Genomic DNA, 22,535 nt, shown 5'->3' with positions numbered 1-22,535 from the left:
AATCTGAGCATTTATGGCAACTTTTGGCAACCGCTTGCCATGCGCGTTGCCATCTTCCTAGACTGACTCTCGAGTCGCCTGCAGTGATCTCCGCCACAGGACGGATGTGGCCATGCGGGTGTCCTAGAGGAGAAAAACAATGAGGTTTAAATCGACTACTGGGCTCGCGGCAATTGTCACGGCTGCAGCACTCGCCCTGACCGGTTGTGGATCCGGAGGCTCCGGCAGCAGCGGAGGATCAACCAACGCGAACGGGAAAGTGGATGGTACGGGCAAGACCCTGAACGTCCTGGTCGGCGTCCTGAGCCAGTACCCCGAACAGCAGAAGCAGTGGCAGAGCGATATCGCCGCCAAGTTCAAGGCCGAGACCGGGGCGGACGTGAAATTCGAAACCTTCGCCTCGGCCAACGACGAGCTCACCCGCATCCAGACCTCGGTGGTATCAGGCCAGGGACCTGACATTTATGGCCTTGGCACAACGTTCACCCCCACGGCCTACGCCACCAAGGCGTTCGTGACCCTTTCCGATGACGACTGGAAAGCAGTGGGTGGCAAGGACCGCTTCAACCAGGCCGCCCTCGGGATTTCCGGGCCGGACAAGGACCATCAGGCCGGCATCCCCTTTGTGAGCCGTCCGTTCGTGATGGCCTACAACAAAGACCTGCTGGCCGCAGCCGGCATCGACAAGCCCGCCACCACGTGGGACGAGCTCGCAGCCCAGGCCAAGAAGATGACCAAGGGGGACACCTACGGCATCGCCACTGGCTACAAGGACAACTACGATCCCTGGAAGTTCATCTGGGCCATGTCCGTCCAGGCCGGCAACCCGCTGGTTGACGGCAACAAGCTGAAGATGGACGACCCCACCGTCAAGAAGGCCTACGAGACCTACTTCGGTTGGCTCACCCAGGACAAGGTTGTCGACCCTGCATCGGTCGGCTGGAGCAACAGCAACGCCGTGGCTGCCTTTGCCAGCGGCAAGGCCGGCTACCTGATGATGACAACCTCCAGCTCCATCCCCACGCTCGACAAGTCGGCGGTTGCCGGGAAGTACGAGTACACGCTGATGCCCACCGTTGCGCCCGGTGAAACGCAGTCCAAGTCCGACGGCGACGCGGCCAGCATCCTCTCGGGCGACAACCTGGTGGTGGCTGACTACTCGAAGCAGAAGGATTTGGCCTTCGCCTACATCAAGCTGATCACCTCCAAGGACGAGCAGCTGAACTACCAGAAGACCTTCGGCGACCTGCCTGCCAACGCCGAGGCCCTGGCCAGCCTGACAGACCCCAAGCTCAAGCCGCTGGCCGACGCCGCCGCCAAGTCCAAGGCCACGCCGTTCACCGGTGCCTGGGGCGACATCCAGCTGGGACTCCTCAACGTCACTGTCCAGTCCGTCCCCGATCTTGCCGCAGGCAAGGTGGACGAATCAGCCCTGGACCAAAGGATCAAGGACGCCCAGAACAAGGGCCAGGCTTCCCTGGACCGGGCCTCCAAAGGATAGGTTCTGATGTCAACCGACGCCTCCCATGAAGTCCGGCTTCCGGCGGATACCGCCGCAGGCCGGGCGCCCCGGAACACCGACGACGCCGGGCAGCAGCCCGGGCACAAGGGCGGTCCGCGCCGCAAGGGCCTGAGTGAACGGAACCGCCCGCTCTGGATGCTGATCCCGGGCGGAGCCCTGATGATCATCATCATCGTGGTCCCGCTGCTGCTGGGCATCTACATGTCCGTGCTCAACCTGGACCAGTACACCCTGCGGAAATGGATCAGCGCACCGCTCATCGGAGCCGAGAACTTCGTTGAAGCGGTCACGGATTCGCCGCTGATCCACGCCGTCTGGCTCAGCGTCAGCTACTCGCTGCTGGCCATGGTGGTGACACTGCCCCTGGGTATCGCCGCCGCAGTGGCAACGCAGAACGCGTTCAAGGGGCGGGCGGTGATCCGTTCCATCTTCCTTATCCCGTATGTCCTCCCGTCCTTCGTGGTGGCAACGGTATGGCGGACCATGCTCCAGCCCGGCGGAATCGTTGATGAAGCCCTTGCCACCGTGGGGATCCACGTGGGGCTGTGGCTCAACGGGCCGCAGACTTTCTGGACGCTGGTCCTGGTCCAGATCTGGGCGTCCTGGCCGTTCATCTACCTGCTGGCGCTGTCCGGCCTGCAGTCCGTTGACCATGAGGTGCATGAGGCCTCGGCCCTGGACGGTGCACTGTGGTGGAACAAGTTGCGGTACGTGGTTTTCCCCTACCTCAAGGGCCCGCTGTCGCTGGCCTTCCTGATCGGGATGCTGCACCACATCAACAACTTCACCCTCCCGTTCGTGCTCTTCGGCGTCCCGGCCCCCGCCGACGTCGAAGTCCTCCCCATCCTGACGTACGTCACGAGCTTCCAGAGCTTCCGGTTTGGCCTGAGCGCCGCGATGGCCTTCATCTCCCTGGTGCTCATCGCCATCCCGCTGTTCGTCTACCTGCGTGCCGTCAAGCTTGACGACGCCGAAACACCAGGAGGCAAGAAATGAGCGCCACCACAGCCACACGGCAGAGGCCGGCCACCGACCACGTCGACCGTCCCGGCTCACACCGGCAGCACGAGGTCCTGCGCCTTCTTCCCACCCCTTTGCTGATCTTCGTCCTGGTCTTCCTGGGTGCCCTGGTCCTGATTCCGGTGCTGTACATCTTCCTGGCCTCCGTGAACTCTGACATCGGGGTGGCCAACGGCGAGTTCTGGCCGTCCTCGGTCACGTTTGAGAACTACTCCAAAATCTGGACCAGCGTGGGCCTGGCCACCGGCCTCGCCAACAGCGTCCTGGTGGCCGGCGCAACCGCCGTGGTGTCCGCTGCCTTGTCCGTATCCACCGCCTTCGTCCTGGTCCGCTACACCTTCCGGGGCCGGCTGACCATCCTGCGGGGCCTGCTGGCCCTCCAGTCGGTGCCCGGAACCCTCATGGTGCTGCCGGTCTTCGTCCTGTTTTCCTCGGCTTCCACCTACCTCGGGATCCAGGTGATTGGTACCCAGTGGGGACTGTTCGTCACCTACCTGACGTTCGCCATGCCGTTCTCCACCTGGGTGATGGTCACCTACCTCCGCGGGCTTCCCAAGGAACTGGAAGAGGCAGCCCGGATCGACGGCGCCTCCAACCTGGGGGTCCTCTTCCGGATCATCCTCCCGCTGAGCTGGCCCGGCATCGTCGTCTCCGGCATCTTCGCCTTCCTGCTCGGCTGGAATGACGTCCTGTTCGCCTCGGTGATGACGCGCCCCGAAAGCCAGACCGCCGCCGTCGCACTCCAGATCTTTGGTGCCTCCCAGGAAGGCGGCGCCATTCCCTACTACGGCCAGATGATGGCGGCGGCCCTGGTGTGCGCCGCACCGGTGGTCATTCTCTACCTGATTTTCCAGCGTTACCTAGTAGGCGGGCTGACCGCCGGAGGAGTTAAATAACCATGGTTTCGACCAACCAGGTCACCTGGCAGCTGTCAGGCTTTGGCGACGAGATCGACGACGACCCCGCGGTCCAGATCGCAGTGCTGCAGGCGCTGGGCGCCAACCACATCGAAGTCCGCAGCGCGTGGGGCACCAACATCGTGGACCTCAGCGATGAGCAGCTGCAGGCACTAGCCGCACTGCTCGCCGAAAAGGACATGAAGGTTTCAGCCATCGCTTCCCCCATCGGAAAGGTGGATGTCAGCCTGCCCGTGGAGCACGAGGTGGAGCGGCTCCGCCGGGCTGTCAACGCTGCCAAGGTCCTGGACGCCAGGTACATCCGCATCTTCTCCTTCTACTACGGCGAATCGGTGCAGGTGGACAACATCCGCGACGCCGTTATGGAACGCATGCGGGCACTCGCCGACGTTGCCGAAGAAGGCGGCGTCATCCTCCTGCACGAGAACGAAAAAGACATTTTCGGGGATGTTCCGGACCGGGTCCTGGACATCATCGAGACCGTGGACTCGCCGGCCCTGAAGGTCGCCTGGGACGCCGCGAACTTTGTCCAGGTGGGCGTCAAACCCTTCGACGAGGGCTACGCCAAGCTGCGCCCGCACCTGGAGTATCTGCAGGTCAAGGACGCCCTCTTCGCCAACGGCCACGTTGTTCCTGCCGGGGAAGGGGACGGCGATGTGCTCCGCACCGTCGAAGCACTCAAGGCCGACGGCTACGAAGGCTTCGCCTCCCTGGAACCCCACCTGGCAGGTGCGCACGGCCTGGGCGGCTTCTCCGGGCCCACCGCCTTCGGCATCGCAGCACGCGCCTTCGCAAAAGTCACCGCAGAAGCAGGAGTCCAGACCGCATGAGCACCTTGAACGTAGCCATCACCGGATGCGGCGTCATTGGGCGCACCCACGCCGTAGCCCTCCAGTCCTTCCCGGAAGCCCGGATTGTTGCCCTCGTCGACGCCATTCCGGCGGCATCCGAAGCGCTCGCCGACTTTATCGAGCAGCAGGGCGGGCAGCGGCCCCAGCAGTTCACCACGCTGTCGGACGCCTTCGCGGCGGAGGACATCGACCTTGTTGCCCTGGCAACGCCCAGCGGCCTGCACATCCAGCAGGGCCTGGAAGTCCTGGCCGCCGGCAAGCACGTGGTCATTGAAAAGCCACTGGACGTGGACCTGACGCGGGCCCAGGAAATCGAAGCCGCGGCGAAGAAAGCCGCGGGCAACGGGGTCGTGGCCTCCGTTATCAGCCAGCACCGGTTCGACCAGTCCAGTGTTGCCGTTGCGGATGCCGTGGCAAAGGGCCGCTTCGGCCGGCTGACCTCTGCCATCGCATCCGTCGCGTGGTGGCGCAGCCAGGGCTATTACGACTCCGGTGACTGGCGGGGCACCTGGTCCATGGACGGCGGCGGCGCCCTCATGAATCAGGGCGTCCACACCGTGGACCTGCTGCTGTGGTTCATGGGACGCCCCGTGGAGATCCACGCCCACACCGCCAGGCTGGCCCACGAACGGATCGAGGTGGAGGACACCGCGGTAGCCACCATCACCTTCGAAAACGGGGGCCTGGCCGTGCTGCACGCCACCACTGCCGCCTACCCCGGCCTGACCGTCCGCGTGCAGCTGATGGGATCCGAAGGATCAGCCGTAGTGGATAACGACCGCCTGCAGTACTTCCACAGCAAGGACGCCGGCGGCGAATCCGCGGACATGGGCCTCCAGGGCGGGGGCAACCAGGCCGAGGAGGAACTGGCCAAGTACCCGGAGGAGGACTACAAGGCCGCGGATCCCACCACCTACCCCGCCGGACACGTCCGGCAGTACCGGGACATCCTGGCCGCCATTGCCGGCGGAAGGCAGCCCGGCGTCACGGTCAGCGACGCCGTCAACGCGCTCGCAGCGGTGCGGGCCGTGTACGTATCGGCCACCCTGGGCCAGCCCGTCCTCTTCGACGATGTGCTGGCGGGCAAGTACAACGACCTCGAAGTCCGCACCGGCACCGCGGCAGAAAGCGCCTGAGCCATGAAGTTTTCAGTATTTACCGCATCAACCCCGGAATGGGAGCCCGAAGAGGCTGTCCAGCACCTCGCGGACCAGGGCTGGGACGGCGTCGAATGGCGCATCACCGACCAGGCCGATGCGGCGGAACCAGGCTTCTGGGCCGGCAACAGGGCCACGGTCCCGCTCACGGGAATGGAGGACCACCTGGACCGGATCGCGGCCATCACCGGCAGCGCGGGACTGCAGTTCTCCGGAATCGGCGGGTACGCACGGTGCGACAACCACGCCGACGTGGACCGGATGCTGGCCGCCACAGCCAGGCTGGGCGCTGGCCAGGTCCGGGTAACAACGCTTCCATTGGGAACTGCGGCCTGGGGAAACGAACCGGCCAGTGGTACGCCCTACCCGGAGCTCTTTGCCGGAGCCCGCCGTGATTTTGAATGGATCGCCGAACGGGCTGAACACCATGGCGTGAAGGCACTCGTTGAGCTGCACCACCGGACCATCACCGCTTCCGCGTCGTCAGCGCTGCGGCTGCTGGACGGACTGGATCCGCGGCACGTGGGTGTCATCCACGACCTCGGCAACCTGCTCATCGAAGGGCAGGAGGACTACCTGCCGGCGTTCGAGCTGCTGGGCGACTACCTGGCCCATGTCCACGTGAAGAACGCGGTCTGGGTCAACAGCGGCGAAACCGATGAGTCCGGCGCGGCCGTCTTCCGGAACGAGTGGGCTCCACTCCGCTCGGGCCAGGGCAGCGTGCTGCAGTACTTCAAGGCACTCGCGGCCTTTGGTTATGACGGGTGGGTGACCGTGGAGGACTTCTCCACCGACCGTCCGTTGGCCGAGCGGACGGCTGACAACCTGGACTACCTTCGTTCCACCGCAGCTCTGGCGGGGCTCTCCGTCCCGGCAGGAAGGCGTTGAGCATGGGCCAGCCCATAGCGGACCACCCGGACCGGCTGCTGCCTGCCGATCCCGGCGTCCGGGACATCGCACGGTCCCTCTTCAAGAAGGTGGAAGGACTGCCGATCATTTCCCCGCACGGACACGTGGACGCGGCAATCGTCGAACAGAACACCCCCTTCCCTGACCCGGCGGCACTGCTGGTCACGCCGGACCACTACGTCACCCGCCTGATCCACGCGGGCGGGGTGCCCATGGACCAGCTGGGCCTGGGCAGCCAGCCTGCCGATTCACGGCAGGTGTGGCGCCGCTTCTGCGAGGCGTGGCCGGACTTCGAGGGAACCGCGTCCGGGTATTGGATCCGGCAGGAGTTTGCCCACGTGTTCGGGCTGCCGGAGGAACCGTCCGCGGACAATGCGGACCGGCTGTACGACGCGCTGCAGGCCAAACTGTCGGAGCCGGGCTTCCGGCCGCGTGAACTGTTCAAGGAATTCAACATCGAGGTGCTCGCCACCACCGATGACCCACTGGACTCGCTGGACAGCCACGCGGCCCTGCACGCCGACCCCTCATTTGCCGCAAGGGTGCTGCCCACCTTCCGGCCGGACCAGTACCTGAACATGGCGCATCCGGTGTGGCGGGACAACGTGGAACGCCTCATCGACACCGCAGGGGAGGGTGCTTCCGGCTACGCCGGCTACATCAAGGCCCTCGAAGCGCGCCGGCGCCACTTCGTGGAGCGCGGCGCGGTGTCCGCCGACCACGGCGTCTTCACGCCCGCCACGCTGAAATTGGACGACGGCGAGGCGGAGCGGCTTTTCGAGCGGGGCCGGGCCGGTCAGGCCAGTCCTGCGGACCGGGACGCCTTCGAAGCGCACATGATCTACCAGATGGCCCGGATGTCGGTGGAGGACGGCCTGGTGATGACCATACACCCGGGCTCGTTCCGCAACCATCACGCGCCCACGTTCGAGGCCTTCGGAGCCGACACCGGCCATGACATTCCGGTGGCGGTCAATTACACGGAGGCGGTGCGCCCGCTGCTGCAGGACTTCGGCACGGCCAAGGACTTCCACCTGGTGCTGTTCACCCTTGATGAGACGGTCTTCTCCCGGGAGTTGGCCCCGCTGGCGGGCTTCTACCCATCGGTGTACCTGGGCGCGCCGTGGTGGTTCCTCGATGCCCCGGATGCGATGCTGCGCTTCCGGTCGGCGGTGACGGAGACGGCCGGCTTCTCGCGGTCCTCGGGCTTCATCGACGACACCCGTGCGTTCTGCTCCATCCCGGCCCGGCATGACACCGCCCGGCGGATCGAGGCATCCTTCCTGGCCAGGCTGGTTGCTGAGCACCGGGTCAGCGAGGAACGGGCACATGAACTGATCGTGGACCTCGTGGACGCGTCTCCCCGGCGGGTGTTCAAGCTGTGAACGCCGCGCCGCCTGCACTCAACCGCAGCCTGAAGCCGCTGCCCAAACCCCCGGTGCGCATCGTGCACCTTGGGCTGGGGGCATTCCACCGCTCCCACCAGGCCTGGTACACCCAGCACGCCCCGGACGCTGCGGAGTGGGGGATCGCGGCGTTCACGGGCCGCCGCCCCGACGCCGCGGCAGCGTTGTCCCGCCAGGACTGCCTTTACACGCTGGTGGAGCGGTCGGCCGGCGGCGACAGTTTCGAAGTCATCGGCAGCATCGTGGAGGCGGTGGACGGGGCCAACATTGCACGGCTTTGCGAGCTGGTCGCGGCGAAGGAAACGGCAATCGTCACGCTGACGATCACCGAGGCTGCCTACGGGCTGGCCGCGGATGGAACGTTCGACGCCGGCGCTCCAGGTGCGGCGGATGACCTCCGGGCGCTGTCGGCAGCAGCGTCCGGGGAGGCAGGAGTGCCCGGCACGCCGCTGGGGCGCCTGGTGCTGGCCCTCGCCAGGCGCCGGGACAGCGGCGCCGGCCCACTCGCCGTCGTCAGCTGCGACAACCTGTCCGCCAACGGTGACGTTGCCCGCCGCGCAGTCCTGGGACTGGCATCCGGGTGGGGTTCCGGGTTGGCTGGGTGGATCGAAGCGAACGTCAGCTTTGTCAGCACTTCCGTGGACAGGATTACGCCGCGGACCACCGAAGCGGACATCGCAGAGGTGGCAGAGCAATGCGGTTACAGCGACAATTCGCCGGTGGTGGCTGAACCATTCCGGAACTGGGTGCTCAGCGGGGACTTCCCGGCCGGGCGTCCGCGCTGGGAGGAGGCCGGCGCCGTCGTGGTCAGTGACATCGAACCCTACGAGAACCGGAAGCTGTGGCTCCTCAACGGCTCGCACTCCATCCTGGCCTACGCGGGACAGCTCCGCGGGCACGCCACCGTGGCCGACGCCCTGGCGGATCCCCTCTGCCGGAAGGCCGTGGAAGACTTCTGGGACGAGGCAGCGCGCCACCTGCAGGGGGAAGGGCTGGACATCCCGACATACCGCCAGGCCCTGTTGGAGCGCTTCGGAAACGCACGCATCGCCCACCGGCTCGCCCAGATCGCGGCCGATGCCACCACCAAGCTGCGCATGCGCGCGGTGCCCGTGATGACGGCGGAACGGGCCGATGGCCGCAGTGGCGCAGGCAGCGCGTTGATGCTTGCCGCCTGGATTGACTACGTCACCGCGGGAAGCGACTTCCAGGATCCGCTCGCCGCCGAAATCCAGGCAGCTGTGGCGCTTGAGGGAACCGAACGGGTGCAGGGGTTGCTTCGCCTGGTCAGCGCTGCCCTCGCGGACGACCCCGACGTCGTCGCCCTTGTTGCCCGGCTGTGCGGATCCTTCGCGACGACCCCGGCCGAGACCCCTGCACGTACCTGAATCCAGCTTTTACTTCCGGAAGGAACAGTTAGTCCCATGAAAATCGTTGCCGCCGATGTGTTCGTTACCAGTCCGTCCCGGAACTTTGTGACCCTTCGGATCACGACTGAGGATGGTGTGACCGGGATTGGTGATGCCACGCTGAACGGCCGCGAGCTCGCGGTCGCCGCGTATTTGAAGGAGCACGTGGCGCAGTTGCTGATCGGGAAGGATCCGCACCGGATCGAGGATACGTGGCAGTTCCTGTACCGGTCTTCGTACTGGCGGCGGGGGCCGGTGACGATGGCGGCGATCGCCGCGGTGGATATGGCGTTGTGGGATATCAAGGGCAAGCTCGCCGGGATGCCGGTGTACCAGTTGCTCGGTGGTGCGTCGCGGAACGGGTTGCGGGCGTACGGGCACGCGTCGGGTTCGGATATTGAGTCGCTGTTCGACTCGGTGCGGGAGCATTTGGAGCTGGGGTATAAGTCGATCCGGATCCAGACCGCCGTGCCGGGCATCAAGGCTGTTTATGGTGTTGCGGCGCAGGCGCAGGCGTCGGGGGAGCGGTATGACTATGAGCCGGCCGGGCGGGGTGCGTTCCCGGTGGAGGAGGACTGGGACACCCGCGCGTACTTACGGCACCTGCCCACCGTCTTTGAAGCGGTGCGGAACGAGTTTGGTCCGGAGCTGCCGTTGCTGCATGACGGGCATCACCGGATGACGCCGATCCAGGCGGCGAAGCTGGGCAAGGCGCTGGAACCCTATGACTTGTTCTGGTTGGAGGACTGCACCCCGGCGGAGAACCAGGAGGGGTTGCGCCTGGTGCGGCAGCACACCACCACGCCGTTGGCGATCGGGGAGATCTTCAATACCGTGTGGGATTACCAGACGCTGATCAAGGAACAGCTGATCGACTACGTCCGGGCCGCGTCCACGCACTTTGGCGGGATCAGCCCGTTGAAGAAGGTGATGGATTTCGCTGCGCAGTACCAGATCAAGTCCGGGTTCCACGGACCGACGGACATTTCCCCGGTGGGGTTCGCGGCACAGCTGCACGTGGGCCTGGCGATCCATAACTACGGGATCCAGGAGTACATGCAGCACTCGGATAAGACCAACGAGGTCTTCGAGCAGTCCATGACCTTCGTGGACGGGTACCTGCACCCCGGCGACAAGCCGGGCATCGGCGTCGAATTCAACGAAGAAGCCGCCGCAGCCTACCCCTACCAGCAGGCCTACCTGCCCTACAACCGCCTCGTCGACGGCACCGTGCACGACTGGTGAGCGCGGCCACGACTGGTGAGGCACCAAGAATGACAAAGCAGCGCATCATCGTCATGGGTGTTTCCGGCTGCGGCAAGACCACCATCGGGGACCTCGTGGCCCGCGAACTGGGTGTCCCATTTCTCGACGGCGATTCCCTCCACCCCGTGGAGAACGTGGCCAAGATGGCAGCCGGCACCCCGCTGACGGACGAGGACCGCTGGCCCTGGCTCGCAACCGTAGGCGCGGAGTTGGCCAAGGCAGGCGATGGCGGACTGGTCCTGGCCTGCTCCGCGTTGCGCCGCAGCTACCGCGATGCCATCCGGGAGCAGGCTCCGGACACCGTGTTCCTGCACCTGAACGGCAGCAAGGAGGTCCTCGCGCAGCGCGTTGAAGGCAGATCGGGCCACTTCATGCCCACCACGCTGCTGGACTCACAGCTCGCCACCCTGGAACCGCTGCAGGAGGACGAGGGCGGGGTCGTAGTGGACATCGCCGCGCCCGTCCCGGAGGTGGTGGCCCAGGCACTCAAGGGGATCGCCGCCGTCGTACCTTCACCCAAGGCAGCGCAGGGCGCTGCTCCCCGGCAGTTCGACGTCGACCTTGCCGCCGCCCCGTTCAATCTCGACGCCGACGCCATCGCCTGGGTGGAAGGCACCCTGGGTGCCATGACGCTCGAGGAAAAAATCGGGCAACTGTTCATCAACCACAACAACGACTACTCACCCGCGTACCTCGACGGCGTGCTGGAAAACTACCACGTGGGCGGCATGAGGTATCGCCCGGGTCCCTCCGCCGCCGTGCAGGAACACATCCGCTACGCACAGTCCAAAACCCGGATTCCCCTGCTGATTGCATCCAACCCGGAGATGGGCGGAGCCGGCAGCTGCGACGACGGCACGTTCGTGTCCACGCACCTGCAGGCAGGCTCGCACCCGGACAAGGCCATCGCCCGGCAGATGGGGCAGGTGGCCGGAGTGGAAACCGCGGCACTGGGGTGCAACTGGGCGTTCGCGCCGATCGTGGACATCCACTACAACTGGCGGAACACCGTCATCTCCACGCGCTCCTTCGGGAACACTCCGGAAATCGTGGTGGAGCGCGCCAAGGAATACTTCGACGGCATCAGTGAATCGCCCACGGCCTGCGCCATGAAGCACTTTCCGGGCGACGGGATTGACGAGCGCGACCAGCACGTGGTGACGTCCTACAACACCCTCCCGTATGAGGAGTGGAACCGGACGTACGGCCACGTGTACAGGGAGATGATTGCGCACGGCGTGCAGTCCATCATGGTGGGCCACATCGGGGCCCCGGAGGTTTCCCGGCACTTCCGGCCGGGCCTCTCCGATGCTGAGATCCTTCCCGCCACGTTGTCCCCGGAACTGCTGCAGGACCTGCTGCGCGGCGAACTCGGCTTCAACGGATTGGTGCTGACCGATGCGTCACAGATGGTCGGCCTCACTCAGGCGAGAAAGCGCAGGGACCTGGTGCCGGCCACCATCGCTGCCGGCTGTGACATGTTCCTGTTCTTCCGGAACCCGGCCGAGGACTTCCAGTACATGCTGGACGGCTACAAGTCCGGGATCATCACGGAGCAGCGGCTCCATGATGCGCTGCGGCGAATCCTTGGGCTGAAGGCGTCGTTGGGGCTGCACCTGAAGCCCGCTGACCAGATGGTGCCGCCTGCCGAGGCGCTTGCGGTCATTGGATCCGATGAGCACCGTTCGGTGGCTGCCGAGATTGCGGACAAGACGGTGACCCTGGTCAAGGACACCGCCGGCAACCTGCCCATCACCCCGAAGACGCATCCCCGGATCCGTTTGTACGGCATTTCCGGCGGCGCCGACTTCACCCGTGCCGATCCGCTGGCTTACCTGGAGGTGGTGAAGGAGGAACTCGAAGCTGCCGGTTTCGACGTGCACCTGTTCCGCACCGCCGAGCAGCGCGAGGCAGCGGGGGAGACCGGGGTGAACTTCATGTCCATCATTTCCGAGGAAGCCACGGGGGACTACGCGGAGAAGTACGACGCTGCGTTTGTCTTCGCCAACGTCAAGGGCTTTGCGCAGGAGGCAGCCATCCGCATCAAGTGGTCATCGCCCATGGCAGCGGAAATCCCGTGGTATGTCACGGAAGTGCCCACGGTGTTCGTCTCCCTCAACCAGCCGAACCACCTGATCGACGTGCCCATGGTCAAGACGGCGATCCACGCCCATGCGGGCACCCGGGAAGCCATCCGGGCAGCCGTGGACAAGATCCAGGGCAAATCGGTGTTCCAGGGGACGTTCAACGACAACGTATTCTGCGGGTCCTTCGACACCCGGCTATAGGAACCAGCCGAAGGAGGCGCCACCGCAGTGGTGGCGCCTCCTTTATGCGTCAGGCCTGGGTCCCCCTAGGCGTCTTCCCGCTCCGGGTTCTCCAGCCGGAAGAAGTTGGACTGTCTCCCATCGGACCTCTGTTCCTGGTAGATGAAGTTGAGCCCGCGGTCGTCAAACGTCTTGAACCACTCCTCCCAGCTGACTTCGCGAAGGTTCGCGTCCTTCTCCCTGAAGTCGATGCGCAGGACGCCCAGGTGGTCCCCGTGTTCCGTGCCGTCAACAGTCGCCGGAACGCCGCCGCGTTCTTCCGCCCACTGCTTGATGACCTCATGGTGTGTGGTCGCGAGGCTGCGTCCTTCGCGCTCTGGCTCCTCCTCGGTGGACGTAATTTCCTGCGAGTACTTCAACGACTTGGACGAGTCGTCGCCATGGCGGACCCTGCCGCCGTCGGGGCCGGCTCCCAGGTCTTCCGCGTAGTCCGCCCCGGAGCGGCTGTTGCGGCCCCGGCCGTTATCCGCGTCCTCCTGCCGGGCCTGGGCCACCTCTTTCACAAGTTCTTCCTTGCGCATGCCCGAAGCGCCGGCGATGTGCTCCTGCTTGGCATCCTGGCGGAGTTCGTCCACCTTCTTGTTGCGCAGTTCGGTTTCACTCACATCAGGCGTGTTGGGGGTCTGGTTCCCCGGCTTGTCGCTCATGGCATGTCCTCCTTTTGCGGAACGGTTGTGCAGCATTGGGAAATGATAAGGCTACTTACTTTCTAGCGTGTGCCGGACGGGACCGTCAAGCATTGGGCGCATATCAGCCGTGGAGTGTGGGCGCCGGTACGGGGAGGGCTTTGGACTCTGGGTCCCCGGGGAACCCTGTCCATATGCTCCTTGCATCCGATCGCGGAGGAGAGACGCCATGACCAGCCTGATGCCGGGTTTCCTGGCTACCGTAAAGCCATCACAGCGGGGGAACCGGGCAAGTGGTGGTTTGCGCTTTGCTGGTTCGCGCTCCGCTGGTTTCCGTCCTTGGTTGCCGGCGGTTTTCGGCTTCGCTGCCGCGGCCGGTTTCATTACGCATGGTCTCCTGCCCCGCACCCTGGGCGCGTGGGGAGCGACGGAGCCGGAAAGATCGATGCCCCTTCCCGGCGACGGACTGATTCCCGCTCCGGCTGAAGTGCAGACCATGGCGGTCACCATCCCCGCCCCGCCGGAGGAAGTCTGGCCATGGCTTCTGCAGATGGGGGTGGACCGTGCGGGCCTGTATTCCTACACCTGGCTGGAGAACGGGCTGCTCCATTTGGGCGTCACGAATGCAGACCGCATCCACCCCGAGTGGCAGGACCTGCAGGTGGGAGACATCATTGCCTTCACGCCGGAAGGTTATCCGGGCGGACGCAGCGGGCCGCGTGTGGTGGACATGGAGAGCTGCCGCCATCTGGTTCTGGACTTGAGCCCTGGTGCGCCGCCTGGGACGGTCACCGGGACCTGGCAATTCGTCCTCCATGATGCCGGTGACGCGGGGACCAGGCTGCTGCTCCGCACCCGGTCCGGCCCCGGACGGCCATGGGGTCTTCGACTGATGGATTTCGTTCTTCGGCCGGGCTACCTCGTCATGGATCGTGCCATGCTGCTGGGCATCAAAAAACGCGCCGGAAGGGACGCGCAAAGGAAGCCGCCGCCGTCGGCACAGCTGTGACAGCCGCGCCCTCAGCGGTCGGTGCGGAGCGCCCCGCCTGGCGTGCCGGTCCGGTTGCCCTGCTCCGAAAGCCAGTGCAGGGCATCGGGGCCGTTGGTGAAGTATGCCGTGGGAGTCAGGGACCGCTGGGAAAACGCCGCCACAACCTTGCCCATCGGGCCATCGCCAATGAGGGCGACGGCGGAGAACCCGCGGTAGGCGTTCATCCCGGCCCTGGCCTCGGGCGTCAATGCCGCAACCCCCGCGAGGTCAACAAGAAGAGGCAGGACCCGGCCGCCACTGAGGCCTTCCAGGACCCGCGCCGCCCGGACGGCAATGTCGTAGGTTATGAGGACTTCGGGGCTCCACTGCAACCGCAGCACGCCCTTGTCGAAGGAAGCAGTAAAGAATTCGTTCATTCCCGTCCTGGATTCTCATTGAGGACTTGTATTCCAGAGCTTGGACTAATTCAGGCCCATTCTGCCTGATGGTGATGACAATTGGTGCAGCGGCAGCAGGGGCTCATCGCTGGCCGGGGGCAAAGTGCTGGCCCGGGACACGTGGTGGGCCTCGGCGGCGCGCTTTTCCGGCTGTGTAGCCTGAACCAGTGGACTTCTCCTGTGAACTCGCTGACGGCATCGTTCTCCGTCCCGTGCAGGCTGCCGACGCGGGACCGCTGGCTGGGGCGCTCCAGGCCAACCGTTCCCACCTTGCCCCGTGGGAACCGGTCAGGGCAGAGGAGTTCTATACCGTTGAAGGCCAGCGCGAGCTGATCAGGAGAAGGCGGGATGACCTTGACGCAGGCACAGCGCTTTCCATGGTGCTGGCTGGTGGAGACGGCATTCTGGGACTCCTGACGCTCAGTTCGATCGTCCGGGGCGCCTTCCAGAACGCCCACCTGGGCTACTGGATCGCCCAGTCTGTCCAGGGCCGGGGGCTCATGACGGCAGCAGTGGCCGCGGCAACCGACATCGCGAAAGATGGGCTCGGCCTCCACCGCCTCGAAGCAGCCACCCTGGTGCACAATATGGCATCGCAGAGGGTGCTCGAAAAGAACGGCTTTGAGGCCTACGGCACCGCGCGCGCCTACCTTCGGATCGCCGGCCAGTGGCAGGATCACCGCATCTACCAGCGGCTTCTCTGACCGCCGCGCCTTTTGGGGCGCGCGGTTGGGACAGGCCCGACGACGGCCCCCGGCGTCACGCCGCGGCCCGGGCGTGATCTTGGGGAGGTTTTTCAGCGCATCGGCGCCGCGTGGGAAGATGTCGGCCGGAGCCGCTCAAGGATGCGGGCGGCACAACGTCAATATGTGGAGGTCATGTGCGCGCGGTTGTCTTGGACCAGATAGCAGGGCCGCTGGCCGTCCGGGAGGTTGGAGAGCCTGAGGTGCCGGTGGGCGGCGTCGTCATCAGCGTCGTTGCGACGGGGCTCTGCCGCAGCGACTGGCATGCCTGGGCAGGACATGACGATATAGCGCTGCCGCATGTCCCGGGCCACGAATTCGCCGGTGTCGTTGCCAGTGTTGGCCCGGGAGTGACGAAGTGGACGGCCGGCGACCGGGTTACCGCACCTTTCGTCGAGGGCTGTGGCGCGTGCGAGTGGTGCCTCAGCGGCAACGCGCAGGTTTGCCCGGAGCAGCAACAGCCTGGCTTCACGCACTGGGGTTCGTTTGCCGGGCAGGTGGTGATCCACGCGGCGGACACCAATCTCGTGGCAATTCCCGAGGGCGTCAGCTTCGAGGCAGCCGCCAGCCTGGGATGCCGGTTCGCCACTGCCTACCGTGCGCTGACCGGCCGGGCCAGCCTGAAAGCCGATGAATGGGTTACCGTCATCGGGGCAGGCGGCGTGGGGCTCAGCACCGTCATGATCGCCAAGGCCCTCGGCGGCAAAGTGATTGCTGTTGACCGGAACCCGGCCGCCCTTGAGGTGGCTGCGCGCCTCGGCGCGGACCACGTCCTGGTTGCAGACGGTTCAGACATTCCGGCGCAGGTGCACGCGCTCACGGGAGGTAGCCATGTCTCGGTCGACGCCGTCGGCAGCGAGCAGACGTGCGCCGACGCGCTCCTGAGCCTGCGCCGCCGGGGCCGCCACGTCCAGATCGGGCTCCTGCCGCCGGTGGAAGGACACCCCCGTGTGCCCATGGCGCGTGTGATTGCGTGGGAACTGGACGTCTTCGGAAGCCACGGGATGGCCGCTGCGGACTACCCCGGAATGCTCGCCTTGATTGAGTCAGGAGCGCTCGAACCGCAGAAGTTGATCGAACGCGTGATTGGTCTGGAGGAGGCTGCGGAAATGCTGCCCCGGCTTGATACCGCCAACGTTGCGGGCATGACGATGATCGATCCGACCCGCTGAGGCTCTCTCCGCAGACCAAAGCGGTAGTCCACATCATGGCGTTTCTGGGGGCACCTTTTCCCCGGGATGAAGAAAGGCCCTGCTTCCCTTGTAAAGGGGAAGCAGGGCCTTTCTATCTGGCGGTGACGGTGGGATTTGAACCCACGTTGGCTTTTACACCAAACAACATTTCGAGTGTTGCACCTTCGGCCGCTCGGACACGTCACCAACCTCAATAGGGTACCGGAGCAAGGCCTGCATCCCCAAAACGTGCGTACCACCAGCCAGTGCTGCGGCGGCCGGTCTTGATTGTCGTACCCCTTTGTCATGATGGGTTTATGGGGAAGGCAGCGGTGGTGAGGGCGTTCGGGGAGATCCGTGCTGCCCTTGCGGTGCTGAATGCTGAGGTGGATGGGGCCGGTGCGGTGCCTTTTTCTGTGGCTGACCCGTTGGCTGGTTTGGCGGATGGTTGCCTGGAGATTCTGGCCGGGTCCCGTGAGGTTGAGGCCGGGATTGCTGCGGTGAAGGCCAAGGCGGCAGTTGGGTATGTGGAGAGCGCCGCTGCCGTTGCGGGGCCGGATGTTCCGGTGCGGGCGCAGGAGATGGCGGTCGCGGCGGAGATCGGGTGTGTGCTGGCCCTGGGTCCGCGGGCGGCGTCGTCGTTCCTGGTCACCTCGCACGCGGTGACGGCGACGTTGCCGCGGACGTTGGAGGCGTTGCAGGCCGGGGCGATTTCCTGGAGCCACGCGGTGGTGATGGCGGACGAGACAGCGTGCCTTGATCCTGATGGGGCTGCGGCGTTGGAAGCGCATTTCCTGGACCCGGACGCCCCGGACCGGGCGCGGGGGTGCCCTGTGGGTGGGTTGCCGGCGCACCGGTTCAAGGCCAAGGCCCGGACTTGGCGGGAACGCCACCAGGCCGGGTCCATCGAACAACGCCACGCCAAAGGGGTGGCTGACCGGCGGGTGGAGTTCCGGCCGGACCAGGACGGGATGGCCTGGCTGTCCGCCTACCTGCCGGCGGACCAGGCCCTGGCCGGGTGGAACCGGCTCACCGCGGCCGCCCGGGGCATGCAGGGACCGGACGAGCCCCGCAGCATGCCCCAACTCCGGGCCGACACCTTCACCGCAGCTCTCCTTGACGGCGGCAACAGCACCGGCAACGGCGCCGGCACCGACCAGCCGTCGTCGGGTATCCGTGCGCAGGTGCTGGTCACGGTTCCGGTGTTCTCCCTGCTGGGCCAGACCGATGAACCGGCGATGCTGGACGGGTACGGCCCCATCCCACCGTCAATGGCCAGGGCACTCGTCGCTGAGGGTGCGGGCTCGTTCTACCGGGTCCTGGTGGACCCGCGGGACGGGGCACCACTGGAAATCGGCCGGACAAGCTACCGGGTCACCAAAGCCATGCGGGCCTGGCTGCGGATGCGCGACGGCAAATGCCCGTTCCCGGGCTGCAGCAACAACTCCCTGGACAACGACGCCGACCACATCCTCGCCTGGGCCAACGGCGGCACCACCGGAATCAGCAACCTGGGACAGCCCTGCCCGAAACACCACAAACTCCGCCACACCACCGCCTGGAAACCCACCCCCGCCACCAAGAACGAACCACCCGGCTGGACCTCACCCACCGGCCGCCACTACCAAAGCGAACACCAGGACTGGGAACCACCACGCTGGCCCTCGCGATTCCTGCAAGGTGAAAGGTACCTGCCAGGTGGGCACATCATGCCGGGCGAAGGGGCGGTGCCTGGAGAACCGAGCCTTGCCAAAGAGCACAGCCTCCTCGAAGAAGCGCTCCTCCAGCACCTTGTCTCGTGAAGCAATGAACCCTGCCACGCGGCGTCGGACTTTCCCCGTCCCTGCGCGTCCGGTTAGATTCATCAGCAAGATGACAAATTCACAGACTCCCATCCACGCAACCGCATACTGGACCACTGCCAAGGAGCACGGCGAACTCAGAACCGAGGACGTGCCGGCCCCGGGCCCCGGCGAAGCGCTGGTCCGTGCCCTCTACTCCGGTATCAGCAAGGGCACGGAAATGGTGGTCCACGCCGGGGCAGTGCCGCCACGGGTCGCAGAGGAAATGCGGGCCCCGCACCAGGAAGGCCAGTTCCCCGGCCCGGTGAAATTTGGCTACCTGTCTGTCGGCATCGTGGAGGAAGGGCCCGAGGGGTGGAAAGGCCAGCGCGTCTTTTGCCTGAACCCGCACCAGGACCTCTACGTGGTTCCGGTGGAGTCCTTGACCAGGATTCCCGACGACGTCCCCTCCCGGCGTGCGGTCCTCACCGGGACGGTGGAAACAGCAGTCAACGCCCTGTGGGAAGCCGGGCCGCGGCTCGGGGACAGGGTTGCCGTCGTCGGTGCAGGCCTGGTGGGCGGCATGGTGGCCACGCTCCTGCGCACTTTCCCGCTGCAACGCCTTCAGCTGGTGGACCTGGATCCGGGCAGGAAGCAACTCGCTGACACCCTGGGCGTGGACTTTGCACACCCCGACGACGCCCTGGACGACTGCGACATCGTGTTCCACTGCTCGGCCTCGCAGGAAGGCCTGGAACGCAGCCTGCAGCTGGTCGGCGACGAAGGCGACGTCATCGAAATGTCCTGGTACGCCAACCGGGAAGTCACTGTCCCGCTGGGGGAGGATTTCCACGCAAGGCGGTTGTCCATCAGGGCCAGCCAGGTGGGCATGGTGGCGCGTGCCCGGCGCCACCGCCGCACCAATGCGGACCGCCTGGATCTGGCAGTGTCCCTGCTGAAGGATCCCGTCTTCGACGCATTCCTGACCGGCTCTTCCAAGTTCGAGGACCTGCCCGGCGTCGTCCAAAGCCTGGCGGACGGCACCCTGGAAGCGCTGTGCCACGTCGTTGAGTACCCCGCCACCAACCAAGCACCCACTCCAGCCGCCCACGACTCCGAAAACTTGAGGTAACCCATGTTCAGCCTGACAGTCCGCCGCCACTTCATGATTGCCCACAGTCTTCCGCGTGAAGCGTTCGGCCCGGCCCAGGGACTCCACGGGGCGACCTTCGTCGCCGAGGTGACCTTCCGTCGCCGTGCCCTGAACGATGACGCGATCGTCCTGGACATCGGCGCCGCCGGAACCATCATCGAGGAAGTGCTGGCCGGCCTGAACTACCGCAACCTCGACGAGCACCCGGATTTTGACGGCAAGCTCACCACCACGGAAGCGCTGGCCCAGTACATCGCCCAGGAAGTCGCCGCCAGGATCAAGGACAGCGACGACGGCCGCGAACTCGCGGGCCTCGACGTCACGCTGCGCGAGAATCCGGACGCGTGGGCCGCTTATTCCCTGGACCTCACCGCCTGACCGTGCGCCACATCCGGCTGCTGGTCCCCGGCAACATCCGCCACAGCTCAGGCGGCAACGTCTACAACGCCCGCCTGGTGTCAGGGTTGCGGGAACTTGGCGCCGCGGTGGACGTCATCAGCGTTGAGGGGGACTGGCCGCACGCCGGCACCACCGAACGACGCCGGCTGGGCACCTTCCTCGAAGCAAGCGAACCTGGGGGAGGTCCCGGGCAGGCAGTGGCAATCGTCGACGGGCTGGTGGCCGTTGGTGCCCCGGCTGAGCTGGAAGCCGCGGCCCGGGCGGGACAGGAAACATGGGTGCTGGTGCATATGCCGGTGCCGGAAAGTTCAGGCGAATCAGCCCTGGCAGACGAGGCCAGGGCGCTCAGCGCAGCAGCCGGTGTGATCTGCACCAGCACCTGGGCCGCATCTGTCCTGACCGAAAGAGGGCTTCCGCAGGCACACGTCGCCCTGCCCGGAGTCGACCCCGCAGCCCAGGCCGGCGGTTCCACGCCTCCGCATCTGGCAGTCGTCGCCGCCTTGCTGCCCAACAAGGACCAGATGCTGGCGGTGGAAGCACTCGCCCTGGTCCGGGACCTCCCTTGGACCGCGTCCCTGGTGGGCTCGGACCAGGCAGACTCCGACTATGCGCGGGAAGTCCGGGCCACCATGATGGAGAATTCGCTGCAGGAACGGGTGCGGTTCACCGGTGAGCTCGCCGGCGAAGCACTGGAAGCTGAATGGGCGCGGACTGATCTCAGCCTCCTGGTGTCACGGCAGGAGGCGTTCGGCATGGCCGTCACCGAGTCCCTGGCCCGCGGCATCCCGGTCCTGGTCCGTGAAGGGACAGGGGCGGTGGAGGCGCTGGGGCTGGCAGGATTAACAGCGGCCGACGGCGGACCCCGGCTTCCCGGGGCAGCGCTGCCACTTCCGGAAGGTGGTCAGGAGAGCCCGCGCCTGCTGGCCGGCGTCCTGCGCCACTGGCTGCAGGACCCGGACATGAGGGAAAGCTGGCGCGCAGCAGCGCTGGAGGCGCGGACACGCCTTCCGGACTGGGGTACTACGGCAAGGGGAGTGCTGGCCCTGCTGGCGGAACCGGACTAGAGGCTGCTCCGCGGTGCCCGGCGAAAAACCCGCGCAGCAACATGGCGCACTCATCCTCGCGGACTCCCGGATACACCTCAACCCAGTGGTTGAGCCGGCGTTCGCGGAGGATGTCGAACACCGAGCCTGCGGCGCCGGCCTTCTCGTCCCACGCCCCGAACACCACCCGCGGGATCCGGGCCAGGACAATCGCTCCGGCACACATCGCGCAGGGTTCCAGCGTGACCACCAGCGTGCAGTCGGACAACCGCCACCCGTCGCCGCGGCCGCCGTCGAGCCGTGCCTGTTCCTGCAGCCGTGCCGCCGCTTCACGGATGGCTACCACCTCGGCATGGGCCGTAGGGTCGCCCAGTTCCTCCCGCTGGTTCCGGCCGGAACCCAGCACCCCGCCGTCGGGCCCTATCACCACGGCGCCGATGGGAACATCCTCCGTGGCGAGTGCCCTGCGGGCTTCCGCCAGGGCAAGGCCCATCCAGGCATCATGTTTCTTTTCGGGCAACGGCATGGCTCAATGATAGTTTCGGGGATACTCAGGTTACTTACGGATGCCGGGAGGCACCATGGACACTCTTCGGGATCGGCTAGGTCTCTGGTTCAAACCTTACGCGGCGCTCGTCCTCACCATCCTTGTGGGCGGCGTCATCATCGTGTCCCTGGCACTGCTGGGTGCCGAGGTGTACGACAACGTGGTGGATTCTGCCGGCCTGGCCAACCTGGACAAACCTGCCCTGGCCCTGGCCGAGAGCCTGCGCAGCCCCGGACTTGATGCGTTCGTGACCGGCTTCACCAACATCGGCGGCGGCATCGGCATGCCCATCCTTGCCAGTATCCTGACCGCCTGGCTGACGTTCCTCAGCCGGAACTGGCGCCCGCTCGTCCTGATCGGCGGTGCGGCGGGGGTCTCCATTATGGCCACCACCTTTGGCAAGAAACTGGTGGGCCGCACCCGCCCGGACCATGCGGACGCGGTGCCCCCCTACGAGGATTCACCCTCCTTCCCCAGCGGCCACACCCTGAATACCACCGTGGTGATCAGCCTGGTGGTGTACCTCATCTGCCTCCAGTTCAACACCATGCTGGTGCGCGTCACCGCCATCACGGCCGGCGCGCTCTTCATCATCGCCATGGGGCTCAGCCGCGTCTTCCTAGGCCACCACTGGCTGACGGACGTCATGGCAGGGTGGCTGCTGGGCCTCACCTGGGTGGGCGTGGTGATCCTGGCCCACAGGCTGTTCCACCTGGTCCGCAGGCGGGAGCACGCCGGTGCGGCTCCGTCGTTCGACCGTCCGATCGTCCGTGACGTGGTGGCAGAGGAAGTGCACCACCACGGCGGGGACGGCAACGAGCATGCCCACGGCAGCCACAACAAGGACACCGCCGGATGA

21 protein-coding genes and 1 tRNA gene are annotated in these 22,535 nt (G+C 65.9%); 18 read left to right on the top strand and 4 right to left on the bottom strand.

Features of this window, described 5'->3' with window-relative positions; translation table 11 throughout:
• Positions 1-139: 139 nt before the first annotated feature.
• The 10 genes from PUN51_RS10905 to PUN51_RS10860 are packed head-to-tail and all read left to right on the top strand — an operon-like array spanning position 140 to position 12,745.
• The gene (locus PUN51_RS10905) at positions 140-1,501 is read left to right on the top strand and encodes an ABC transporter substrate-binding protein (RefSeq protein WP_201302462.1); all 1,362 of its coding nucleotides are present in this window, start codon (positions 140-142) and stop codon (positions 1,499-1,501) included.
• Between the two features lie 6 nt (positions 1,502-1,507).
• Positions 1,508-2,518 (top strand): carbohydrate ABC transporter permease, encoded by a 1,011-nt coding sequence (locus PUN51_RS10900; protein WP_275180931.1) that lies wholly within the window; start codon positions 1,508-1,510, stop codon positions 2,516-2,518.
• The gene (locus PUN51_RS10895) at positions 2,515-3,438 is read left to right on the top strand and encodes a carbohydrate ABC transporter permease (RefSeq protein ID WP_159633014.1); all 924 of its coding nucleotides are present in this window, start codon (positions 2,515-2,517) and stop codon (positions 3,436-3,438) included. Before PUN51_RS10900 ends, PUN51_RS10895 begins: the two co-directional genes overlap by 4 nt.
• A gap of 2 nt (positions 3,439-3,440) precedes the next feature.
• The gene (locus PUN51_RS10890) at positions 3,441-4,289 is read left to right on the top strand and encodes a sugar phosphate isomerase/epimerase family protein (RefSeq protein ID WP_159633012.1); all 849 of its coding nucleotides are present in this window, start codon (positions 3,441-3,443) and stop codon (positions 4,287-4,289) included.
• The gene (locus PUN51_RS10885; protein ID WP_275180930.1) at positions 4,286-5,446 is read left to right on the top strand and encodes a Gfo/Idh/MocA family protein; all 1,161 of its coding nucleotides are present in this window, start codon (positions 4,286-4,288) and stop codon (positions 5,444-5,446) included. Before PUN51_RS10890 ends, PUN51_RS10885 begins: the two co-directional genes overlap by 4 nt.
• Before the next feature lie 3 nt (positions 5,447-5,449).
• A complete protein-coding gene (locus PUN51_RS10880) occupies positions 5,450-6,355 on the top strand; it encodes a sugar phosphate isomerase/epimerase family protein (RefSeq protein WP_275180929.1) in 906 nt (301 codons plus the stop codon).
• 2 nt (positions 6,356-6,357) lie between these two features.
• On the top strand, positions 6,358-7,761 hold the full coding sequence (uxaC, locus tag PUN51_RS10875) for a glucuronate isomerase (protein ID WP_275180928.1): 1,404 nt from the start codon (positions 6,358-6,360) through the stop codon (positions 7,759-7,761).
• On the top strand, positions 7,758-9,170 hold the full coding sequence (locus tag PUN51_RS10870; protein WP_275180927.1) for a mannitol dehydrogenase family protein: 1,413 nt from the start codon (positions 7,758-7,760) through the stop codon (positions 9,168-9,170). Before uxaC ends, PUN51_RS10870 begins: the two co-directional genes overlap by 4 nt.
• A 36-nt stretch (positions 9,171-9,206) precedes the next feature.
• Positions 9,207-10,436 carry a D-mannonate dehydratase ManD gene (manD, locus tag PUN51_RS10865; protein WP_159634054.1) on the top strand — a complete coding sequence of 410 codons (1,230 nt, stop codon included), beginning with the start codon at positions 9,207-9,209 and terminating at the stop codon, positions 10,434-10,436.
• 29 nt (positions 10,437-10,465) lie between these two features.
• On the top strand, positions 10,466-12,745 hold the full coding sequence (locus PUN51_RS10860) for a gluconokinase, GntK/IdnK-type (RefSeq protein ID WP_275180926.1): 2,280 nt from the start codon (positions 10,466-10,468) through the stop codon (positions 12,743-12,745).
• 65 nt (positions 12,746-12,810) lie between these two features.
• Here the strand turns inward: PUN51_RS10860 and PUN51_RS10855 are convergent, their stop codons facing one another.
• Positions 12,811-13,431 carry a Rho termination factor N-terminal domain-containing protein gene (locus PUN51_RS10855; protein WP_275180925.1) on the bottom strand — a complete coding sequence of 207 codons (621 nt, stop codon included), beginning with the start codon at positions 13,429-13,431 and terminating at the stop codon, positions 12,811-12,813.
• A gap of 424 nt (positions 13,432-13,855) precedes the next feature.
• Here PUN51_RS10855 and PUN51_RS10850 point away from each other — a divergent pair, with 424 nt between their 5' ends.
• The gene (locus PUN51_RS10850; protein WP_159632993.1) at positions 13,856-14,419 is read left to right on the top strand and encodes a hypothetical protein; all 564 of its coding nucleotides are present in this window, start codon (positions 13,856-13,858) and stop codon (positions 14,417-14,419) included.
• Positions 14,420-14,430: 11 nt separating this feature from the next.
• Here PUN51_RS10850 and PUN51_RS10845 read toward each other — a convergent pair whose 3' ends face one another.
• Complete coding sequence (locus tag PUN51_RS10845) at positions 14,431-14,817, bottom strand: DUF7793 family protein (protein ID WP_275180924.1); 387 nt, start codon at positions 14,815-14,817, stop codon at positions 14,431-14,433.
• Positions 14,818-15,005: 188 nt separating this feature from the next.
• On the opposite strand from PUN51_RS10845, the gene PUN51_RS10840 reads away from it, so the two are divergent.
• Both PUN51_RS10840 and PUN51_RS10835 read left to right on the top strand, forming a co-directional pair.
• Positions 15,006-15,542 carry a GNAT family N-acetyltransferase gene (locus tag PUN51_RS10840; RefSeq protein ID WP_275180923.1) on the top strand — a complete coding sequence of 179 codons (537 nt, stop codon included), beginning with the start codon at positions 15,006-15,008 and terminating at the stop codon, positions 15,540-15,542.
• 176 nt (positions 15,543-15,718) lie between these two features.
• Positions 15,719-16,753 (top strand): zinc-dependent alcohol dehydrogenase family protein, encoded by a 1,035-nt coding sequence (locus PUN51_RS10835; RefSeq protein WP_275180922.1) that lies wholly within the window; start codon positions 15,719-15,721, stop codon positions 16,751-16,753.
• A gap of 117 nt (positions 16,754-16,870) precedes the next feature.
• Here the strand turns inward: PUN51_RS10835 and PUN51_RS10830 are convergent.
• Positions 16,871-16,960: transfer RNA gene (locus PUN51_RS10830), tRNA-Ser, on the bottom strand.
• Between the two features lie 110 nt (positions 16,961-17,070).
• On the opposite strand from PUN51_RS10830, the gene PUN51_RS10825 reads away from it, so the two are divergent.
• The 4 genes from PUN51_RS10825 (at position 17,071) to PUN51_RS10810 (ending at position 21,150) form a co-directional block, all read left to right on the top strand.
• Complete coding sequence (locus tag PUN51_RS10825; RefSeq protein ID WP_275180921.1) at positions 17,071-18,555, top strand: HNH endonuclease signature motif containing protein; 1,485 nt, start codon at positions 17,071-17,073, stop codon at positions 18,553-18,555.
• Positions 18,556-18,625: 70 nt separating this feature from the next.
• The gene (locus PUN51_RS10820) at positions 18,626-19,666 is read left to right on the top strand and encodes a zinc-dependent alcohol dehydrogenase (protein WP_275180920.1); all 1,041 of its coding nucleotides are present in this window, start codon (positions 18,626-18,628) and stop codon (positions 19,664-19,666) included.
• 3 nt (positions 19,667-19,669) lie between these two features.
• Positions 19,670-20,065 (top strand): 6-pyruvoyl trahydropterin synthase family protein, encoded by a 396-nt coding sequence (locus tag PUN51_RS10815; protein ID WP_224024891.1) that lies wholly within the window; start codon positions 19,670-19,672, stop codon positions 20,063-20,065.
• Positions 20,066-20,067: 2 nt separating this feature from the next.
• Positions 20,068-21,150, top strand: a complete 1,083-nt coding sequence (locus PUN51_RS10810; protein ID WP_275180919.1) for a glycosyltransferase family 4 protein — start codon at positions 20,068-20,070, stop codon at positions 21,148-21,150.
• Here PUN51_RS10810 and PUN51_RS10805 read toward each other — a convergent pair.
• The gene (locus PUN51_RS10805; protein ID WP_275180918.1) at positions 21,107-21,655 is read right to left on the bottom strand and encodes a nucleoside deaminase; all 549 of its coding nucleotides are present in this window, start codon (positions 21,653-21,655) and stop codon (positions 21,107-21,109) included. The two genes, PUN51_RS10810 and PUN51_RS10805, sit on opposite strands and share 44 nt — an antisense overlap.
• Positions 21,656-21,710: 55 nt before the next feature.
• Between PUN51_RS10805 and PUN51_RS10800 the strand changes: the two genes are divergently transcribed.
• Positions 21,711-22,535 (top strand): phosphatase PAP2 family protein, encoded by an 825-nt coding sequence (locus PUN51_RS10800; protein ID WP_275180917.1) that lies wholly within the window; start codon positions 21,711-21,713, stop codon positions 22,533-22,535.

The organism is Arthrobacter sp. NQ4 (assembly GCF_029077345.1).
Classification (GTDB): Bacteria; Actinomycetota; Actinomycetes; order Actinomycetales; family Micrococcaceae; genus Arthrobacter.
This window is presented reverse-complemented; position numbering and strand designations above follow the sequence as displayed.

What these genes read in the sequence shown, in the direction of transcription:
- PUN51_RS10905 (WP_201302462.1), top strand. Translation starts at nt 140, where the DNA reads ATGAGGTTTAAATCGACTACTGGGCTCGCGGCAATTGTCACGGCTGCA.
- PUN51_RS10815 (WP_224024891.1), top strand. Translation starts at nt 19,670, where the DNA reads ATGTTCAGCCTGACAGTCCGCCGCCACTTCATGATTGCCCACAGTCTT.
- PUN51_RS10845 (WP_275180924.1), bottom strand. Translation starts at nt 14,817, where the DNA reads ATGAACGAATTCTTTACTGCTTCCTTCGACAAGGGCGTGCTGCGGTTG.
- PUN51_RS10900 (WP_275180931.1), top strand. Translation starts at nt 1,508, where the DNA reads ATGTCAACCGACGCCTCCCATGAAGTCCGGCTTCCGGCGGATACCGCC.
- manD (WP_159634054.1), top strand. Translation starts at nt 9,207, where the DNA reads ATGAAAATCGTTGCCGCCGATGTGTTCGTTACCAGTCCGTCCCGGAAC.
- PUN51_RS10895 (WP_159633014.1), top strand. Translation starts at nt 2,515, where the DNA reads ATGAGCGCCACCACAGCCACACGGCAGAGGCCGGCCACCGACCACGTC.
- PUN51_RS10820 (WP_275180920.1), top strand. Translation starts at nt 18,626, where the DNA reads ATGACAAATTCACAGACTCCCATCCACGCAACCGCATACTGGACCACT.
- PUN51_RS10885 (WP_275180930.1), top strand. Translation starts at nt 4,286, where the DNA reads ATGAGCACCTTGAACGTAGCCATCACCGGATGCGGCGTCATTGGGCGC.
- PUN51_RS10825 (WP_275180921.1), top strand. Translation starts at nt 17,071, where the DNA reads ATGGGGAAGGCAGCGGTGGTGAGGGCGTTCGGGGAGATCCGTGCTGCC.
- PUN51_RS10880 (WP_275180929.1), top strand. Translation starts at nt 5,450, where the DNA reads ATGAAGTTTTCAGTATTTACCGCATCAACCCCGGAATGGGAGCCCGAA.
- PUN51_RS10890 (WP_159633012.1), top strand. Translation starts at nt 3,441, where the DNA reads ATGGTTTCGACCAACCAGGTCACCTGGCAGCTGTCAGGCTTTGGCGAC.
- uxaC (WP_275180928.1), top strand. Translation starts at nt 6,358, where the DNA reads ATGGGCCAGCCCATAGCGGACCACCCGGACCGGCTGCTGCCTGCCGAT.
- PUN51_RS10800 (WP_275180917.1), top strand. Translation starts at nt 21,711, where the DNA reads ATGGACACTCTTCGGGATCGGCTAGGTCTCTGGTTCAAACCTTACGCG.
- PUN51_RS10855 (WP_275180925.1), bottom strand. Translation starts at nt 13,431, where the DNA reads ATGAGCGACAAGCCGGGGAACCAGACCCCCAACACGCCTGATGTGAGT.
- PUN51_RS10860 (WP_275180926.1), top strand. Translation starts at nt 10,466, where the DNA reads ATGACAAAGCAGCGCATCATCGTCATGGGTGTTTCCGGCTGCGGCAAG.
- PUN51_RS10850 (WP_159632993.1), top strand. Translation starts at nt 13,856, where the DNA reads ATGCCCCTTCCCGGCGACGGACTGATTCCCGCTCCGGCTGAAGTGCAG.
- PUN51_RS10805 (WP_275180918.1), bottom strand. Translation starts at nt 21,655, where the DNA reads ATGCCGTTGCCCGAAAAGAAACATGATGCCTGGATGGGCCTTGCCCTG.